We start from the raw sequence: 14363 nt of genomic DNA, 5'->3' as shown, positions 1-14363 counted from the left end.
CACGACGCCGGGCAAGCTCACACCGCTCCTCAAGCGTGAGGTGATCATAGGCTTGTCCCATCGCAACACCTCGGTCAGAGAGTGTTGCACTTCGTTTGTGAACTCAGGGGACCCAGGTCGTAAGGCCGAGCGGCGCCAAGAATTTCTAGATGCCCAGGCTGAAATCTGGGTCCCGGCATTCGCCGGGATGAGCGGATTGAAACGATGCAAGCCAGAACCCTCAAACGCCTCCATCCCGCCCAGCGCGACGACATCGGTGACCTCGTCACCCGCCGGCCCTTGCCCGGTCCCGCGATCGGGCAGTTGGACCCGTTCCTGTTCCTCAACCATCACGGCCCGCAGACCTATCCGCCGAACAACGGCGGCCTGCCGTTCGGGCCGCACCCGCATCGCGGCTTCGAGACCGTGACCTTCATCCTGGAAGGCGAGCTGTCGCACCTGGACAGCGGCGGCCATGAGAGCGTCATCGGGGCCGGCGGGGTGCAATGGATGACGGCCGGCAGCGGCCTCGTCCACGCCGAGCTGTCGCCGGCCAGCTTCAAGGCCAAGGGCGGGCCGCTGGAGATCCTGCAGCTATGGGTCAACCTGCCTAGCCGCTTGAAGATGACCGCGCCGAACTATCTGGGCCTGCAAGGCGCCGACATCCCCAAGGTCGAGATCGATGGCGCGATCATCGAGGTGCTGTCCGGCGCCTTCGCTGGCGTCGAAGGCCCGTTCCCGTCCCTGATCGGCATCGAGATGGGCGTCGTGCGGCTGTCGGCTGGTGGTTCGTTGAGCGTGCCGGTCGCCAAGGGGCGGAGCGTGTTTCTGTACGTGGTCTCGGGCGAGATCGTGGCCGGCGGGCAGACGGCGAAGGCCTGGAACCTGGTCGAGCTCAATGATGACGGCGACGCGGTGGCCTTCGCGGCGCCCGGCGGCGCGGTGGTCGTGCTGGGCCATGCCGCGCCGCTCGGCGAGCCGGTCTTCGCCCAAGGGCCGTTCGTGATGAACACCCGCCAGGAAATCGTCCAGGCGATCGCCGACTACAATGCCGGCAAGTTCGGGACCGTGCCGGGGTAACGCCGCGACGCCGCCCGCCCCCTCCCTCCCCCCGTTCGGCTTCGCCGCCTTCTCCCCCGTTGCACGGGGGAGGAAGCGGAACGAATACGCATCGTGACGGAGGGGGCGTCTCGCCGCGTTACTCACCTTCCCACGCGTCGCCCTTGCCACGGTTCAAACGCCCGTTAGACTTTCCCCCATGTCAGACGATCTCACAGACGCCCAGGCGGCCGCCATTCCCGAGGGCTATAGCCAGCTGAACTGGTCGCGCGGCTTTGGCCGGCAGATCGGGCCGCTGTACGAGCAGCGAGCCGGACCGGGCGAGGCCACGCTGGGCTTCCGGGTCGAGGAGCACCACACCAACGGCCTGGGCAATTGCCACGGCGGCATGCTGATGAGCTTCGCCGACATGGCCTGGGGGCGGATCATCTCGCTGCAGAAGTCCTACAGCTGGGTCACGGTGCGGCTCAACTGCGACTTTCTCTCGGGCGCCCAACTGGGCGATTTCGTCGAGGGGCGGGGCGAGCTGATCTCCGAGCAGGAGCTGGTGTTCGTCGTGCGCGGCCGGATCTGGGTGGGCGAGCGGACGCTGATGACCGGCACGGGGGTGTTCAAGGCTCTGCAGCCCCGCTCGCCGCGACCGGGCGAGATCGCCTTCAAGGCTGAGGACTGAACATGGCCGACGACCGTCCTACGCCTTCGTCGCTGCTGAGCCCCTTCAACGGTGAGACGCCGCCGGCGCCGGCCTGGTTCGACGCCGCCATCGCCGTGACCCCCGAGCGCTCGCGCATTCCCGTCGAGGGCGCCGAAATCGAGCTGCTGACCTGGGGCGAGGTCGGCAAGCCGGGCCTGCTGTTCCTGCACGGCAACGGCGCCCATGCCGATTGGTGGAGCTTCATCGCGCCATTCTTCGCGAAGGACTGGCGCTGCGCGGCGATCTCGTGGTCGGGGATGGGCGGCTCGGACTGGCGCGAAGCCTATACCGCCCAGCTGTTCGCCGCCGAGATCTTCGCCGCCGTTGCAGCGGCGGGGCTGGAGGCGGGCGGGGTCAAGCCGATCCTGGTCGGCCATTCGTTCGGCGGCTTTCCCACCCTCTATTGCGGCGTAGAGCATGCTGACCGGCTGCGGGGGATCGTCATGGTCGACAGCAGCATCCAGCCCCCGGAAAAACGCTGGCGCGGCCCGCCCTCGCGGCCCGACGCCGCCAACCGGGTCTATGCCACGCTGGAGGAGGCGCTGGCACGCTTCCGGCTCGCCCCGCCGCAGGGCTGCGAAAACCCCTATATCGCCGATTTCATCGCGCGTGGGTCGCTGAAGGCCGTCGAGGGCGGCTGGACCTGGAAGTTCGACCCGGCCATCTGGCAGAGGTTCTCGATGCCGGACCTGGGCGAGCTTCTGCCGCGCATCGCCTGCCCGGTGGCCCTGATGTGGGGCGAGCGCTCGGCGCTGATGCACGACGAGACGCTGGACTACATGTTCAGCCAGATGCCCGACGACACTTTGCGTCTCGCCATCCCCGACGCCGACCACCACGTGATGGTCGATCAGCCCCTGGCCTTCGTGGCGGGGCTGCGAGGACTGCTGGCGGGGTGGGGGTAGGGTTTGCCAGCCAGCCGCTGACGTTCTACTTCCGTCTTTCCGGCCCCTGAGGAGCGCGCGACGCGCGACCTGAGGGCCGGGGAGACGGAGTTTTGGGGCAGGATGAGCGCTGAAAAGTCGTCACGAGCCGGCCCCGTCCTCGTCTACGCCCCCGATCGCGGGATCGGCGACCTGATGTGGCATCTGCCGACCTTCCGGGCGATCGCCGCCCAGACGCCGGAGGGGCAGGTGGTGCTGGCCGCGCGGCCGTCGAGCCGGGCGGCCGAGGTGTTGGCGGTCGAGCCGTCGATCGCCAGCGTGGTCTATGCGCGCCACTTCACCGGAACCCTCAAGGGCGTCAGCGAGGTGCTCGACTTCTGGCGCATCTGCCGCGAGGTCAAGCCGCGCGCCGTGTGGATCCTGGAGAAGATAGGCCGTCCCGCCCAGGCCGCCTGGCTGGCCGGCGTGCCGGAGCGGCGCGGCTTTGGCCTTGGTCACAAGAGCCAGGAGCAGTGGCTGCAGGGACCGTTCCTGCCCAAGGCCCTGCGCCCGGCCCACCGGCTGGCCAAGCTGGCGGCCTTCGAGGTCCTGCACGGCCTGAAGGTCGAGAGCCGCGAGCCAAACCTCAAGCTCGACCCCAAGGCCGTGGCCGCCGTCCAGGCGCGTTTTGGTGACCGGCTTGGTCCCTGGCTGGTGCTCGGCGTCGGGGCCAGCGAGCCGGCGCGGACCTGGCCCGCCGAGCGGTTCGCCGCCGTGTCGCAAGGCCTGGACGACCTGTTTCCGACGGTGTTCTGGCTGGGCGGCCCCAACGACGCGCTGCGTGTCCAACAGACGGTCGACGCCCAGCCCGCGCCCATCCCTGGCGTTATGGCCCGCGACCTGCTCGCCTGCGACCTGCCGCTCGACCAGGCCGCCGCCCTGATCGCCCTGTCAGCCGGGTTCCTGGGCAACGACTCTGGCCCCCTGAACGTCGCCGCCTCGGTGGGATGTCCGGCCATCGGCCTGATGGGGACCAGCCCCGTGCCGGCCTATTCGCGCTGGCTCAGTCGCCTCGACGGTGGGGAGGGCAGGATCGCCAATATTTCGGTCGATCAGGCCGTCCAGGCTGTTCGAACGCGGTTCATCGACGAGGCTTGGGCCAACCGCGACATCGGGGCGGCTTGAGCCGGCGCGCCGCACGTTGTAAGCGGCGGGGCGTTTTTTCTTCCAAGTAGGAATTAGACATGGCCGGCGACTACAACCGCGGTGAAATGAACATCCACGAACAGGCCGCGACCTTCGAGGGTTTTGGCAAGTTCACCAAGTGGGGCTCGCTGGCGATCGCCACCCTGCTGCTGACCATCACCGTGTGGTTCTGCACCGACGCCGGCCCACTGGCCGGCTTCGGCGCGGGAATCGCGCTGGCGGTGCTGGGCTTCCTGGCCCTGCGCGAAAAGCCCGCCTCCGCCCACTGACACCGGTAGACATCGGTATATTTTTGCCCCTGACGCGAGCGTAAGGCTCGACATGGGGCAAGAACCTCCCCTAGAGAGACGCGCAAGCTCGCGTGAGCAAGCAGCGTCCTTGGGAGGGATATGCCGGTGGCCATTATCGCCGTCACGAAAGAGACCCGCGGGGGTGAAACCCGGGTCGCGGCCACGCCCGAGACCGTCAAGAAACTGGCTGCGGCCGGCTGGACGGTGGTGGTCGAGGCTGGGGCCGGCGCCGCCGCCGCCTATCCCGACGCCGACTACGCGGCGGCCGGGGCGACCCTGGCCGCTACAGCGGCGCAGGCGGTGAAGGACGCCGACGTGCTGTTCAAGGTGCGCGCGCCCGAGGCGGCAGAGATCGCCGCCCTGAAGACCGGCGCGATCGTCGCTGCGGCGCTCAATCCGCATGTCGACAAGGACAGTCTGAACGCCCTGGCCAAGGCCGGCGCCAGCAGTCTCGCCATGGAATTCATCCCGCGCATTACCCGGGCCCAGGTGATGGACATGTTGTCCTCGCAAGCCAACCTGGCCGGTTATCGCGCCGTGATCGAGGCCTCGGAAGCCTATGGCAAGGCCCTGCCGATGATGATGACCGCCGCCGGCACGATCGCCGCGGCCAAGGTGTTCATCATGGGGGTCGGCGTCGCCGGCCTGCAGGCCATCGCCACGGCCCGCCGCCTGGGCGCGGTGGTCACCGCCACCGACGTGCGTCCCGCCACCAAGGAACAGGTCGAGAGCCTGGGCGCCAAGTTCCTGGCGGTCGAGGACGAGGAGTTCAAGAACGCCCAGACCGCCGGCGGCTACGCCAAGGAGATGAGCGCCGAGTACCAGGCCAAGCAGGCCGAGCTGGTCTCGGCCCACATCGCCAAGCAGGACATCGTCATCACCACCGCCCTGATCCCCGGCCGCCCGGCTCCCAAGCTGGTCAGCGCCGCCCAGGTGGCCTCTATGCGGCCGGGCTCGATCATCGTCGACCTGGCCATCGAGGCCGGCGGCAATGTGGTCGGCGCCAAGCTGGGTGAGACGGCGGTCACCGAGAACGGCGTCAAGATCCTGGGCATTCCCAACCTGCCCGGCCGCATCGCCACCGACGCCTCGGCGCTCTATGCCCGCAACCTTTTCGCCCTGTCGGGCCTGTTCCTGAACAAGGAGGGCAGCTTTGCCCCCGACTTCGAGGACGAGATCCTGAAAGCGGCCCTGGTCACCCAGGGCGGCGAAGTCGTGCATCCCGCGTTGAAGACCGCCTAACTCCAAGCTCGAAAAGGGAGGCTCCCATGGAAGCCGTCGACCCCACCGTGTTCCGCCTGGCGATCTTCGTGCTCGCCATCTTCGTCGGCTATTATGTCGTCTGGAGCGTGACGCCCGCTTTGCACACCCCGCTGATGGCCGTGACCAACGCCATCTCGTCGGTGATCATCGTCGGCGCGCTCCTAGCTGCCGCTGCGCACGGGGCTGACGCCGACCTGGCCGGCGGCACGGTCGCCGCCTCGACCTGGATCTCCAAGGGAGCCGGCGCCATCGCCGCCGCCTTCGCGGCCGTCAACATCTTCGGCGGCTTCCTGGTCACCAACCGGATGCTGGCCATGTACAAGAAGAAAGAGAAGAAGTGAGCACCGACCTTCAGGCCGTGCTCGCCGCGATCCGCAGCCAGCGGGATGACGCCCGCGCGCGCTATCGCGTGGAGATGATCGGCGTTGCCGGTTCGCTCGCTCGGGGTGAGGCCGGCCCCGAGAGCGACATCGACATCGTTGTCGATTTTCTCCCCGGCGCCAGCCTGTTCAAGATCGGTGGCCTGTTGTGTGAACTGGAGGCCGCCTTGCAGCGTCGGGTCGATCTTCTGGATCGCCAATCCCTGAAGGCGCCCATCAAGGCCGCCGTCGAACGGGACCTGGTGGCCGCATGATCCAGGCGCGAGACCGTGGTCGGCTTTCGCATATGCTGTTCTATGCGAACCAAGCGGTAACGCTGCTGGGCGACCGCGAGTCTGCCGCTCTGGAAAATGACCTGCGGACCTTGCTGGCGGTCGTCTATGCCCTGCAGATCGTCGGCGAAGCAGCGTCCAAGACTTCGACGGAAATGCGCCAGGCCCATCCTGAAATTCTCTGGGCGCCCGCCATCCGCATGCGCCATGTTCTGGTTCACGACTATTTCGAGATCAAGGCCGAGGTCGTTATCGAAACCGTGCACGCCGACCTGCCGCCCCTGATCCGAGCGCTCGAAGCGCTGCTGGAAGAGGGAGCGCCCATGAACGCCCCGCTTGGAGGCGCCTGACCATGTTCGGCGGCAAGCGCATCGTCAAACAGGCCCAGGTCGCCAACCGCATCGCGCTGGAGCGGTGGTGGGACGATCTGCGGGCCAGTGCGCGCGCCCAAGAGCCCGGGCGGCTGATCGCCCATGGCCGCAAGACCTACAGCCAGAACGACGAGGACGGCATTGTCCTGGAGATCTTCAACCGCCTCGGCGAGGGCGACCGGCGGTTCATCGAGTTCGGCGTCCAGGCCGGGGTCGAGTGCAACACCGCCCTGCTGCTGATGGCCGGCTGGAGCGGTCTGTGGCTGGACGGTTCGGACAGGTATGTCGCCGCCGCGAAGGGCCACCACGCCGTGGCCGTGGGGCAGGGGCGGCTGACTGTCCAGAAGGCCTTCGTCACGTCCGAGAACATCGACGCCCTGCTGGGCCCCTGGGCCGGCGGGACCGCCGCCAAGCCCGCCTCCGTCGACCTGCTGTCGATCGACATCGACGGCAACGACTACTGGATCTGGGACGCGATCACCGCCGTGCGGCCCCGCGTCGTGATTATCGAATACAACGCCGCCTATCCGCCGCCCGTTGCCTATGTCGCCGAGTACAGGGCCGACCGCACCTGGGACGGCGGCAATGACCACAGCGCCAGCCTGACCAGCCTGGAAGCCCTGGGCCGCGCCAAGGGCTACGCCCTGGTCGGCTGCAATCTGTCGGGCGCCAACGCCTTCTTCGTGCGCGACGACGAACTGACCGGCGAGGGCGGCCAACCCCGCTTCGCCGCGCCCTACACGGCGGCGAACCACTACGAGCCGCCCCGCTACGACCTCTCCGGCCTGCCTTCAGGCCATCCGCCACGGTTCGGCGTCAACGCCGCGCCGCCGCTTTCCTCTTCGCCGCTCTTGGGGGCCAAGACCTGACATGAACGCCAATCTCGCCGCCATCCTCTACATCGTGTCCGGGGTGCTGTTCATCCTGGCCCTGCGCGGGCTGTCCAGCCCGGTGACCAGCCAGGCGGGCAACCGCAACGGCATGATCGGCATGGCCATCGCCGTGCTGACGACCCTGGCCACGCTGTGGAGCCAGAAGGCGCTGGACCCGATCACCATCGCCCTGATCCTTGGCGGCGTCGCGGTAGGCGGCACGGTGGGGGCGGTAATCGCCCGCAAGGTGGCCATGACCTCGATGCCGCAGTTGGTGGCGGCCTTCCACAGCCTGGTCGGCATGGCCGCCTGCCTGGTGGCCGTCGCGGCGATCTACACCCCGGCCGCCTACGGCATCGTCGGCGAGGACGGCCATGTGCACCTCAACAGCCTGATCGAGCTGTCGCTGGGCTTGGCGATCGGCGCCATCACCTTCACCGGCTCGGTCATCGCCTTCGCCAAGCTGAACGGCAATATGGGCGGCGCGCCGATCATGCTGCCGGGTCGCCACCTGCTGAACATCGCCCTGGCCGTGGGCATCGTCGCCCTGGTGGTGGTGCTGGTGATCAGCGGCGGCGCGGCGATCTGGGCGTTCTGGGCGATCTTCGCCCTGGCCCTGATCCTCGGGATCACCCTGATCATCCCGATCGGCGGGGCCGACATGCCGGTCGTGGTGTCGATGCTCAACAGCTATTCCGGCTGGGCGGCGGCGGCCCTGGGCTTCACGCTGGAAAACACCACCCTGATCATCACCGGCGCCCTGGTGGGCAGCTCGGGGGCGATCCTCTCCTACATCATGTGCAAGGCCATGAACCGGTCCTTCATCTCGGTGATCCTCGGCGGCTTCGGCGCCGCCGACGCCGTGGCGGGGCCTGGCGGGACGGCCGAGACCCGGCCCGTCAAGCAGGGCAGCGCCGAGGACGCGGCCTTCATCATGAAGAACGCCAGCAAGGTGATCATCGTCCCCGGCTACGGCATGGCCGTCTCCCAGGCCCAGCACATCCTGCGCGAGATGGGCGACAAACTGAAGGAGGAGGGCGTCGAGGTGAAATACGCCATCCACCCCGTCGCCGGCCGGATGCCCGGCCACATGAACGTGCTGCTGGCCGAGGCCAATGTGCCCTATGACGAGGTGTTCGAGCTGGAGGACATCAACAGCGAGTTCTCGACCGCCGACGTCGCCTTCGTGATCGGCGCCAACGACGTCACCAACCCGGCCGCCAAGACCGATCCGACCAGCGCCATCTACGGCATGCCGATCCTCGACGTCGAAAAGGCCCGCACCGTGCTGTTCATCAAGCGCGGCATGAGCTCGGGCTATGCCGGGGTGGAGAACGAGCTGTTCTTCCGCGACAACACCATGATGCTGTTCGGCGACGCCAAGAAGATGGTCGAGGGGATCGTCAAGGCGCTCTAAAGCTTTTTTCGAGCGAAGTGGTTCCGGTTCGCCTGAAGAAAAATGTGTCAAAACAAAAGATTAGAGCTCACGGCCTGACGCAGTCAGGTCGGGAAATGCTCTAAAGCTTTTTTCGAGCGAAGTGGTTCCGGTGAGGGCGGCAGACGATCTGCCAGGACGGGCGCGGGACCTTGTCCTGTTCTTCTCGGAAGAGGCTTTCGTTGGCGTCGATCCAGCCGGGCAGGCCCCTACGGTGGGAGCGTTTCTAGAGCAAGCCGCGCGATATAGGAATCGCGCGACTTGCTCTAGACTTTTGTTTTCGCATCGCTTTTGCGGAAAATCGGTGGCCACTTCTCCGCGCGATGCTCTAGGCAGATGGCTTCGGGCTGTGGTCGCTTGCCGGCCACTCCCCCCACCGCCACATCCCCCACAGCGGGAGGCATTAGGACCGCTCTTCCCCCCGCGCCGTCAGCCAGTACATCACCGGCGTCGCCACCCGCGACAGCATGGTGCTCGTGATCAGCCCGCCGATGATCGCGATCGCCAGCGGCGAGTACAGCCCCGAGCCCTCCATCGCCAAGGGCAGCAAGCCGCCGATCGCCGTGACCGAGGTCAGCAGCACCGGCAGGAACCGCACCTCCCCCGCCTTCTCGATGGCGTCGTGTAGACCCATGCCGCCGCGCCGCAGCTGTTCGGTGAAATCGACCAGCAGGATCGAATTCTTGATCTCGATGCCAATCAGGGCGATCAGGCCGATGGTCGCGGTGAAGCTCAGCGAATGGCCGGTGATCCACAGAGCCGCCACCGCCCCGAACAGGCCGAACGGGATGATGCCGGCCACCACCAGGGCGGTCTTGAACCGCTGGAACTCCAGGACCAGCACCGCCAGGATTCCGAACACCGCCACCATCACCGCCGCGCCGAGCCCCGCGAAGCTTTTGGACTGGGCCTCGGCCTGGCCGCCCAGGGTCAGGCGGTAGCCGGGAGGCATGGGCAGGTCGCGATCGAGCCGCGCCACGATGTCGGCGGTGACCTTGGCGGTCAGGTAGCCGGTCTGGACATAGGACGAGACGGTCACCGTGCGCTCGCGATCGAAGCGGTCGATGCGGGCCGGGCTGGAGCGCAGGGTCGGGGTGGCGATGGCGCCCAGCGGCGCGGCCTCGCCGTCGGCGGTGGGCACATAGATCTTGGACAGGTCGGCCAGGGCGTTGCGATCTCCCGTTTGGGCCGACCCGTCGGTCGCGGCCATCGGCAGCCGCACCTTGACCGCATAGTCGTCGCCGTCCGGATCGCGGAAGCGCCCGGTCTCCTCGCCCGACAGCGCCAGGCGCGCCACCCGGCGGGGGGCTCCGGCCGGCACGCCCAGGGCGGCGGCCTTGCCCTCGTCGACACCGAGGTCGAGGTCGGTGCGGTCCAGCCGCACGGGGTTGCTGACGTCGCGGGTCCCCGGCGCGGCCTTCAGCACCACCTCGGCCCGGGCGGCCAGGGCCTTCAGGACCTCCAGGTTCTGGCCGGTCAGGCGCACGGCGATCGGGGCGTCGATCGGCGGGCCGTTCTCGAAGGTCACCACGCTGATCCGCGCCCCGGGGAAGCGGGCGAAGTCGCGGCGCAGGTCGTCCAGCACCGCCTCGCTCTTGCCTGGCTCCCAGGCCTTCAGGCTGGCGAACACCTCGCCATAGGTCGTTGAACTCTCGCGCTGGCTGACATTGTAGAAGATCTGCGGATTGCCCCGCCCCAGATTGGCGGCGCGCCAGATGATGTCGGGTTCCGCCTTCAGACGCGCCTCGACGAACCGAAGGGCGCGGTCGGTGCGGGCCAGGGGGCTGCCGTCGGGGGTCTCGACCCGGACGATGAACTGCGGAGTCTCGGCGGCCGGAAACAGGCTGCTGCCGATGATCTTCAGCATCGGCAGGGTGGTGAGGCAGAGGGCCAGCATGATCGCCAGGCTCAGCCACGGCCGCGCCAGGCCGAAATGCAGAACCGGCCGGTAGAAGCGATGGATGGCCCCGTTCACCGCCCGCAGCAACGCGTTGCCCTCGGGGTCGGAATGCTTGTCCAGCACCCGGCTGGCCAGGAACGGGATGATGGTCATCGACACCACGAAGGACGCGCCCACCGTGCATAGCACCGTCACCGGCAGCGAGCGGATATAGGCGCCCGAGCCCGCCGGCAGGGCCATCAGCGGCAGGAAGGCCAGCATCAGGCAGGCCGTGCACCCCACCACCGCCAGGGCGATCTGCCGGGCGCCATTGATCGCGGCGGCCGTGCGCTCCTCGCCCTCGCGGATGCGGCGGGCGATGTTCTCGGTAATGACGATGCTGTCGTCGACCAGCAGCCCCAGGGCCAGCACGAAGCCGGCGATCGACAGCTGGTTTAGGGTAAAGCCAAGCGCCTGCAACATCGACAGGCCGATCAGCAGGCTCAGCGGGATCGACACCATCACCACCAGCCCGGCCCGCGTCCCCAGCGGCAGCAGGGTGATCAGCACCAGGGCCAGGGCGATGCCGAAGTCGCGGAACAACCTATTCAACCTGAGTTCGACATTCCTGGCCTGGACAAAGCCGCGCTCCAGCTTGACCCCGGCCGGCAGGGTCTTCTCATAGTCTTCCAGCACCTTGTCGACGCCGGCGGTGATCTTGGCGACGTCCTGGCCGTCCTTTTGGGTGACGGTGATGAACACCGCCCGCCGGTCGTTGAAGCGGGTCAGGTGGGTGGGCTCGGCCTGGGCCCAGGCCACCTGGGCGACGTCGCGCACCCGCACCACCTGGCCGCCGAGCGAGCGGACCGGCGTGTCCTTGACCGCGTCCAGCGATCGGAAGGCCCCGCCGGCCTTGACGTTGAAGCGGCGGTCTCCGGCCTGCACCGCCCCGATCGGCGCCTCGGCTCCAGCGGCCTTCAGGGCGTCGGAGACGGCGGCGGCGGGAAGTTTCAGGGCCGACAATCTGGCCAGGTCCAGCGACACCCGCACCTCGGAAGGCGGCGCGCCGTAGTAGCGGGCCTGGCGCACGCCGGGCACGCGGTCGAGCCGCTCGCGCAGCCGGTCGGCCACCTTTTCCAGCCGGCGCATCGGCAAGACTTCGCTCGTCAGAGCCACCTGGACGATGGCCACCTCGGTGGTGCGCACGCGGTCGATCTCGAGGCGAGTCAGGCCTGCCGGGAGGTTACCCCGGATGGCGTTCACCTCGCGGACCACCTGATCGTATTTGCGCTCGGGATCGACATCCCAGGTGAAGTGGACCCGGATCACCGCTGCACCGTCCAGGCTGGTCGATTCGACCTTGTCGATATTGTCGAGGCCGTCGACCGCATCCTCGATCGGGTCGGCGACCAACTGCTCCATCTCAGAGGGCTCGGCCCCGGGCAGCACGGCGCGGATCACGACGATGGGGATCGGGAAGTGCGGATCCTCGGAGCGCGGCACGCTGAGGAAGGCGTTGACCCCCAGCATGACCAGCAGGCCGAAGGCCACCAGGGTGAACTGCCAGCGGCGGACCGCGAAGCCGAAGAGATCGGGCTTCATCGCGAAGGTCCCCGATCGCGAATTCCCCCAACATCCGTCATTCCCGCCCTTGTGGCGGGAACCCCTGGTTCAGCCGACGGTGAAGCGCCATGGCGCGCTGGCGCGCCACACCCCTGCCCTTGCGGCGGGGAGAGGGGTTCCCGCCACAAGGGCGGGAATGACGGCTGAAAGGTGGGGGCATTAGCGAGAAAGGCCGCGACCCTCATCGCCCCGCCTTCCCGCCCAGCGCCTTAGCATCCGTAACCGTCACCCGGTCGCCGTCCGAGACGAAGCCGGCGCCGGCGGTGATCACCCGCGCGCCGTCCGGCAGGCCGGCCACCAAGGCGTCGTCGCCGTCGAAGCCGCCGAACCGCACGGGCGTGCGGCGGGCCTTGCCGCCCTCCAGCCGCAGCACGGCCGCCCTTCCGCCCGAGGCTTCCAGCACCGCCTCGGCGGGGATGCGGGCGAAGCCGGCGTTGGCGGTGGGCGCGCGGGAGGCGAGGCGGGCATTGGCGATCTGGCCGCTGCGCAGGTCAGGCCTCTCTTGGTTGGAGGAGGCGGCGACCTCGATCTCGACGGTGACCGCGCCGGTCCGCACGTCGGTCGCCTGGCCCACGCGGGTGACGTGGCCCGTCAGCATCTGGCCAGGCAGGGCGTCGACGGTGATCTCCACGGGCGAGCCGACCGAGATCCCCGCCACATCGCGGGCGGCCAGCGGTACGCGCAGCACCAGCGGGCTGGTCAGGTCGGCGACGGTGACCACAGCCTGGCCGGCCTGCACCACCTCGCCGGCCTGGGCCTTGCGCTCCAGCACCACGCCGGAAGCAGGGGAGACCAGCTGGGCCCAGCGACGGTCGAAGGCCGCGCCGCTATAGGCGGCGCTGGCCGAGCGCACGGCGCTTTCGGCGTCGTCGACGCGGACCTTGGTGACATAGCCCTTGGCGAAGAGAATCTTGGCCCGGTCCAGGTCGCGGCGGGCCTTGTCGAGCTCGGCGCTGGAGGCTTGCTGGCGGGCGTCGACGGCGGCCGGGTCGATCGCGGCCAGCACCTGGCCGGCCCGGACCGGGTCGCCGGCCTCGACGCCGACCCGGGTCAGCACCCCGGCGATCCGGAACGATAGCGCCATCTGCCGGCGACGCTCCAGGGTCCCGGTGGCGGTGACGCCGCTATTGGCGTGGGGCGCGGCGACGGCGACGGCCTCCACCGCCTGGGGCGGGGGTGGAGCGGCCGGGGTCTTTTGGGGGCCGCAGGCGGTGAGGGCGAGGGCGGAGAGGAGGGCAAGGAACGCCGCCTTCCCCCTGGAGGGGGGAAGGGCTGGGGATGGGGGTGGAAACGCATTAGGATAAGGCGCGAACGCAGCGGCCGCCTCCAGCGACGCCGCCCCCATCCCCGACCCTTCTCCCCTCCAGGGCGAAGGGAGTTTCTCCGTGCCCATAACCCCGCCCCCTCGACTATCGATCGATGATAAGTTATCAGTGATAGATTATCGTGACTTGTCAAGCCGCTCGCGGTCGGAGAAAGCATCGAAACGATGAAGGCGCCGCAGGTCCGATCTCCCCGCAAGGCCAAGGGCCAGGGCGGCGAACGTCGCGAGGAGATCCTCGACGCCGCCCTGACCCTGTTCAGCGCCAAGGGCCTGCAGGCGGTCTCGACCCGGCAGATCGCCGAGGCGGCCGGCATCAGCCAGCCGGGGCTCTACGCCTATTTCGCCACCAAGGATGACCTGATCGCCGAGCTGTGCGTCCGGGCCTTCGCCAAGCTGTCGACGCGAATGGAGGCGGGCAAGGCCCAGTGGACCCCGACCCCGGAGATGTTCGACCGGGCGATGATGACCTATATCGACTTTGGCCTCAGCGAACCGGACGCCTATCGCGTGGCCTTCATGGTCGAGAAGAGTCACGACGGCTCGTTCCTTTCGCGGAGCGGCGGGCGGCCCATGGCGGCGGGTCTTGAAGCCTTCCAGGGCTTCGTGGCGATGATCGCCGACCTCCACGACCACGGCTTGACGGCCGACGACGACGCCCTGCGCCTGACCCAGACCCTGTGGGCGGGGCTGCACGGACTGGTCTCGCTGCTGATCGCCCGGCCGGAGTTTCCGTGGGTCGAGCGCGAGGCGCTGATCGCCGCCCATATCGCCATGCTGCGGCGCGGGGCGCTGAAGTAGGAGAGGGTTTCGGAGGGCGGGCTCCGCGCCTATATCCCGCCTTCCTCATTCTGAA

Annotated in this window: 14 protein-coding genes and 1 pseudogene; 12 read left to right on the top strand and 3 right to left on the bottom strand. The window is 68.4% G+C overall.

Annotation, left to right across the window (positions count from 1 at the left end):
- Window positions 1-204: 204 nt before the first annotated feature.
- From ACP7AG_RS19940 to ACP7AG_RS19890, 11 genes are all read left to right on the top strand, one after another.
- Window positions 205-1059, top strand: a complete 855-nt coding sequence (locus ACP7AG_RS19940) for a pirin family protein (protein WP_426033054.1) — start codon at window positions 205-207, stop codon at window positions 1057-1059.
- A gap of 178 nt (window positions 1060-1237) precedes the next feature.
- Complete coding sequence (locus ACP7AG_RS19935; RefSeq protein WP_426014957.1) at window positions 1238-1711, top strand: PaaI family thioesterase; 474 nt, start codon at window positions 1238-1240, stop codon at window positions 1709-1711.
- A 2-nt stretch (window positions 1712-1713) separates the two neighbouring features.
- Window positions 1714-2637: an alpha/beta fold hydrolase gene (locus ACP7AG_RS19930; RefSeq protein WP_426033052.1), complete on the top strand. Its 924-nt coding sequence runs from the start codon at window positions 1714-1716 to the stop codon at window positions 2635-2637.
- Between the two features lie 102 nt (window positions 2638-2739).
- Window positions 2740-3780 carry a glycosyltransferase family 9 protein gene (locus ACP7AG_RS19925; RefSeq protein ID WP_426033050.1) on the top strand — a complete coding sequence of 347 codons (1041 nt, stop codon included), beginning with the start codon at window positions 2740-2742 and terminating at the stop codon, window positions 3778-3780.
- A gap of 59 nt (window positions 3781-3839) precedes the next feature.
- The gene (locus ACP7AG_RS19920) at window positions 3840-4070 is read left to right on the top strand and encodes an aa3-type cytochrome c oxidase subunit IV (protein WP_426014951.1); all 231 of its coding nucleotides are present in this window, start codon (window positions 3840-3842) and stop codon (window positions 4068-4070) included.
- A gap of 120 nt (window positions 4071-4190) precedes the next feature.
- On the top strand, window positions 4191-5333 hold the full coding sequence (locus ACP7AG_RS19915) for a Re/Si-specific NAD(P)(+) transhydrogenase subunit alpha (protein ID WP_426033048.1): 1143 nt from the start codon (window positions 4191-4193) through the stop codon (window positions 5331-5333).
- 26 nt (window positions 5334-5359) lie between these two features.
- Window positions 5360-5695 carry an NAD(P) transhydrogenase subunit alpha gene (locus ACP7AG_RS19910; RefSeq protein ID WP_426033046.1) on the top strand — a complete coding sequence of 112 codons (336 nt, stop codon included), beginning with the start codon at window positions 5360-5362 and terminating at the stop codon, window positions 5693-5695.
- Window positions 5692-5988: a nucleotidyltransferase family protein gene (locus ACP7AG_RS19905; protein WP_426033044.1), complete on the top strand. Its 297-nt coding sequence runs from the start codon at window positions 5692-5694 to the stop codon at window positions 5986-5988. The genes ACP7AG_RS19910 and ACP7AG_RS19905 overlap by 4 nt, the downstream gene beginning before the upstream one ends.
- Window positions 5989-6020: 32 nt before the next feature.
- Window positions 6021-6356: a DUF86 domain-containing protein gene (locus ACP7AG_RS19900; protein WP_426033042.1), complete on the top strand. Its 336-nt coding sequence runs from the start codon at window positions 6021-6023 to the stop codon at window positions 6354-6356.
- 2 nt (window positions 6357-6358) lie between these two features.
- Window positions 6359-7246: a hypothetical protein gene (locus ACP7AG_RS19895; RefSeq protein WP_426033040.1), complete on the top strand. Its 888-nt coding sequence runs from the start codon at window positions 6359-6361 to the stop codon at window positions 7244-7246.
- A 1-nt stretch (window position 7247) separates the two neighbouring features.
- Window positions 7248-8666, top strand: coding sequence for an NAD(P)(+) transhydrogenase (Re/Si-specific) subunit beta (locus tag ACP7AG_RS19890; RefSeq protein ID WP_426033038.1), 1419 nt, complete (start codon window positions 7248-7250; stop codon window positions 8664-8666).
- 139 nt (window positions 8667-8805) lie between these two features.
- Here ACP7AG_RS19890 and ACP7AG_RS19885 read toward each other — a convergent pair.
- From ACP7AG_RS19885 to ACP7AG_RS19875, 3 genes and pseudogenes are all read right to left on the bottom strand, one after another.
- Window positions 8806-8889 (bottom strand): annotated as a pseudogene (locus ACP7AG_RS19885) (hypothetical protein); the annotation flags it as partial.
- A 198-nt stretch (window positions 8890-9087) separates the two neighbouring features.
- Entirely contained in the window at window positions 9088-12165 is a 3078-nt protein-coding gene (locus ACP7AG_RS19880; protein ID WP_426033036.1) for an efflux RND transporter permease subunit, read from the bottom strand.
- A gap of 202 nt (window positions 12166-12367) precedes the next feature.
- On the bottom strand, window positions 12368-13348 hold the full coding sequence (locus ACP7AG_RS19875; RefSeq protein WP_426033034.1) for an efflux RND transporter periplasmic adaptor subunit: 981 nt from the start codon (window positions 13346-13348) through the stop codon (window positions 12368-12370).
- Between the two features lie 327 nt (window positions 13349-13675).
- Here ACP7AG_RS19875 and ACP7AG_RS19870 point away from each other — a divergent pair, with 327 nt between their 5' ends.
- The gene (locus ACP7AG_RS19870) at window positions 13676-14308 is read left to right on the top strand and encodes a TetR/AcrR family transcriptional regulator (RefSeq protein ID WP_426033032.1); all 633 of its coding nucleotides are present in this window, start codon (window positions 13676-13678) and stop codon (window positions 14306-14308) included.
- The last annotated feature ends 55 nt before the right edge of the window (window positions 14309-14363 follow it).

It is taken from the genome of Caulobacter sp. DWP3-1-3b2, assembly GCF_049896325.1.
Lineage (GTDB): Bacteria > Pseudomonadota > Alphaproteobacteria > Caulobacterales > Caulobacteraceae > Caulobacter.
Note: the sequence above shows the minus strand (reverse complement) of the source record. Positions and strands in the feature narration are given on the sequence as shown.

Excerpts from the sequence above, each read along its gene's own strand:
- ACP7AG_RS19910 (WP_426033046.1), top strand. The coding sequence starts at position 5,360 with ATGGAAGCCGTCGACCCCACCGTGTTCCGCCTGGCGATCTTCGTGCTC.
- ACP7AG_RS19930 (WP_426033052.1), top strand. The coding sequence starts at position 1,714 with ATGGCCGACGACCGTCCTACGCCTTCGTCGCTGCTGAGCCCCTTCAAC.
- ACP7AG_RS19920 (WP_426014951.1), top strand. The coding sequence starts at position 3,840 with ATGGCCGGCGACTACAACCGCGGTGAAATGAACATCCACGAACAGGCC.
- ACP7AG_RS19870 (WP_426033032.1), top strand. The coding sequence starts at position 13,676 with ATGAAGGCGCCGCAGGTCCGATCTCCCCGCAAGGCCAAGGGCCAGGGC.
- ACP7AG_RS19890 (WP_426033038.1), top strand. The coding sequence starts at position 7,248 with ATGAACGCCAATCTCGCCGCCATCCTCTACATCGTGTCCGGGGTGCTG.
- ACP7AG_RS19915 (WP_426033048.1), top strand. The coding sequence starts at position 4,191 with ATGCCGGTGGCCATTATCGCCGTCACGAAAGAGACCCGCGGGGGTGAA.
- ACP7AG_RS19935 (WP_426014957.1), top strand. The coding sequence starts at position 1,238 with ATGTCAGACGATCTCACAGACGCCCAGGCGGCCGCCATTCCCGAGGGC.
- ACP7AG_RS19895 (WP_426033040.1), top strand. The coding sequence starts at position 6,359 with ATGTTCGGCGGCAAGCGCATCGTCAAACAGGCCCAGGTCGCCAACCGC.
- ACP7AG_RS19900 (WP_426033042.1), top strand. The coding sequence starts at position 6,021 with ATGCTGTTCTATGCGAACCAAGCGGTAACGCTGCTGGGCGACCGCGAG.
- ACP7AG_RS19880 (WP_426033036.1), bottom strand. The coding sequence starts at position 12,165 with ATGAAGCCCGATCTCTTCGGCTTCGCGGTCCGCCGCTGGCAGTTCACC.
- ACP7AG_RS19940 (WP_426033054.1), top strand. The coding sequence starts at position 205 with ATGCAAGCCAGAACCCTCAAACGCCTCCATCCCGCCCAGCGCGACGAC.
- ACP7AG_RS19925 (WP_426033050.1), top strand. The coding sequence starts at position 2,740 with ATGAGCGCTGAAAAGTCGTCACGAGCCGGCCCCGTCCTCGTCTACGCC.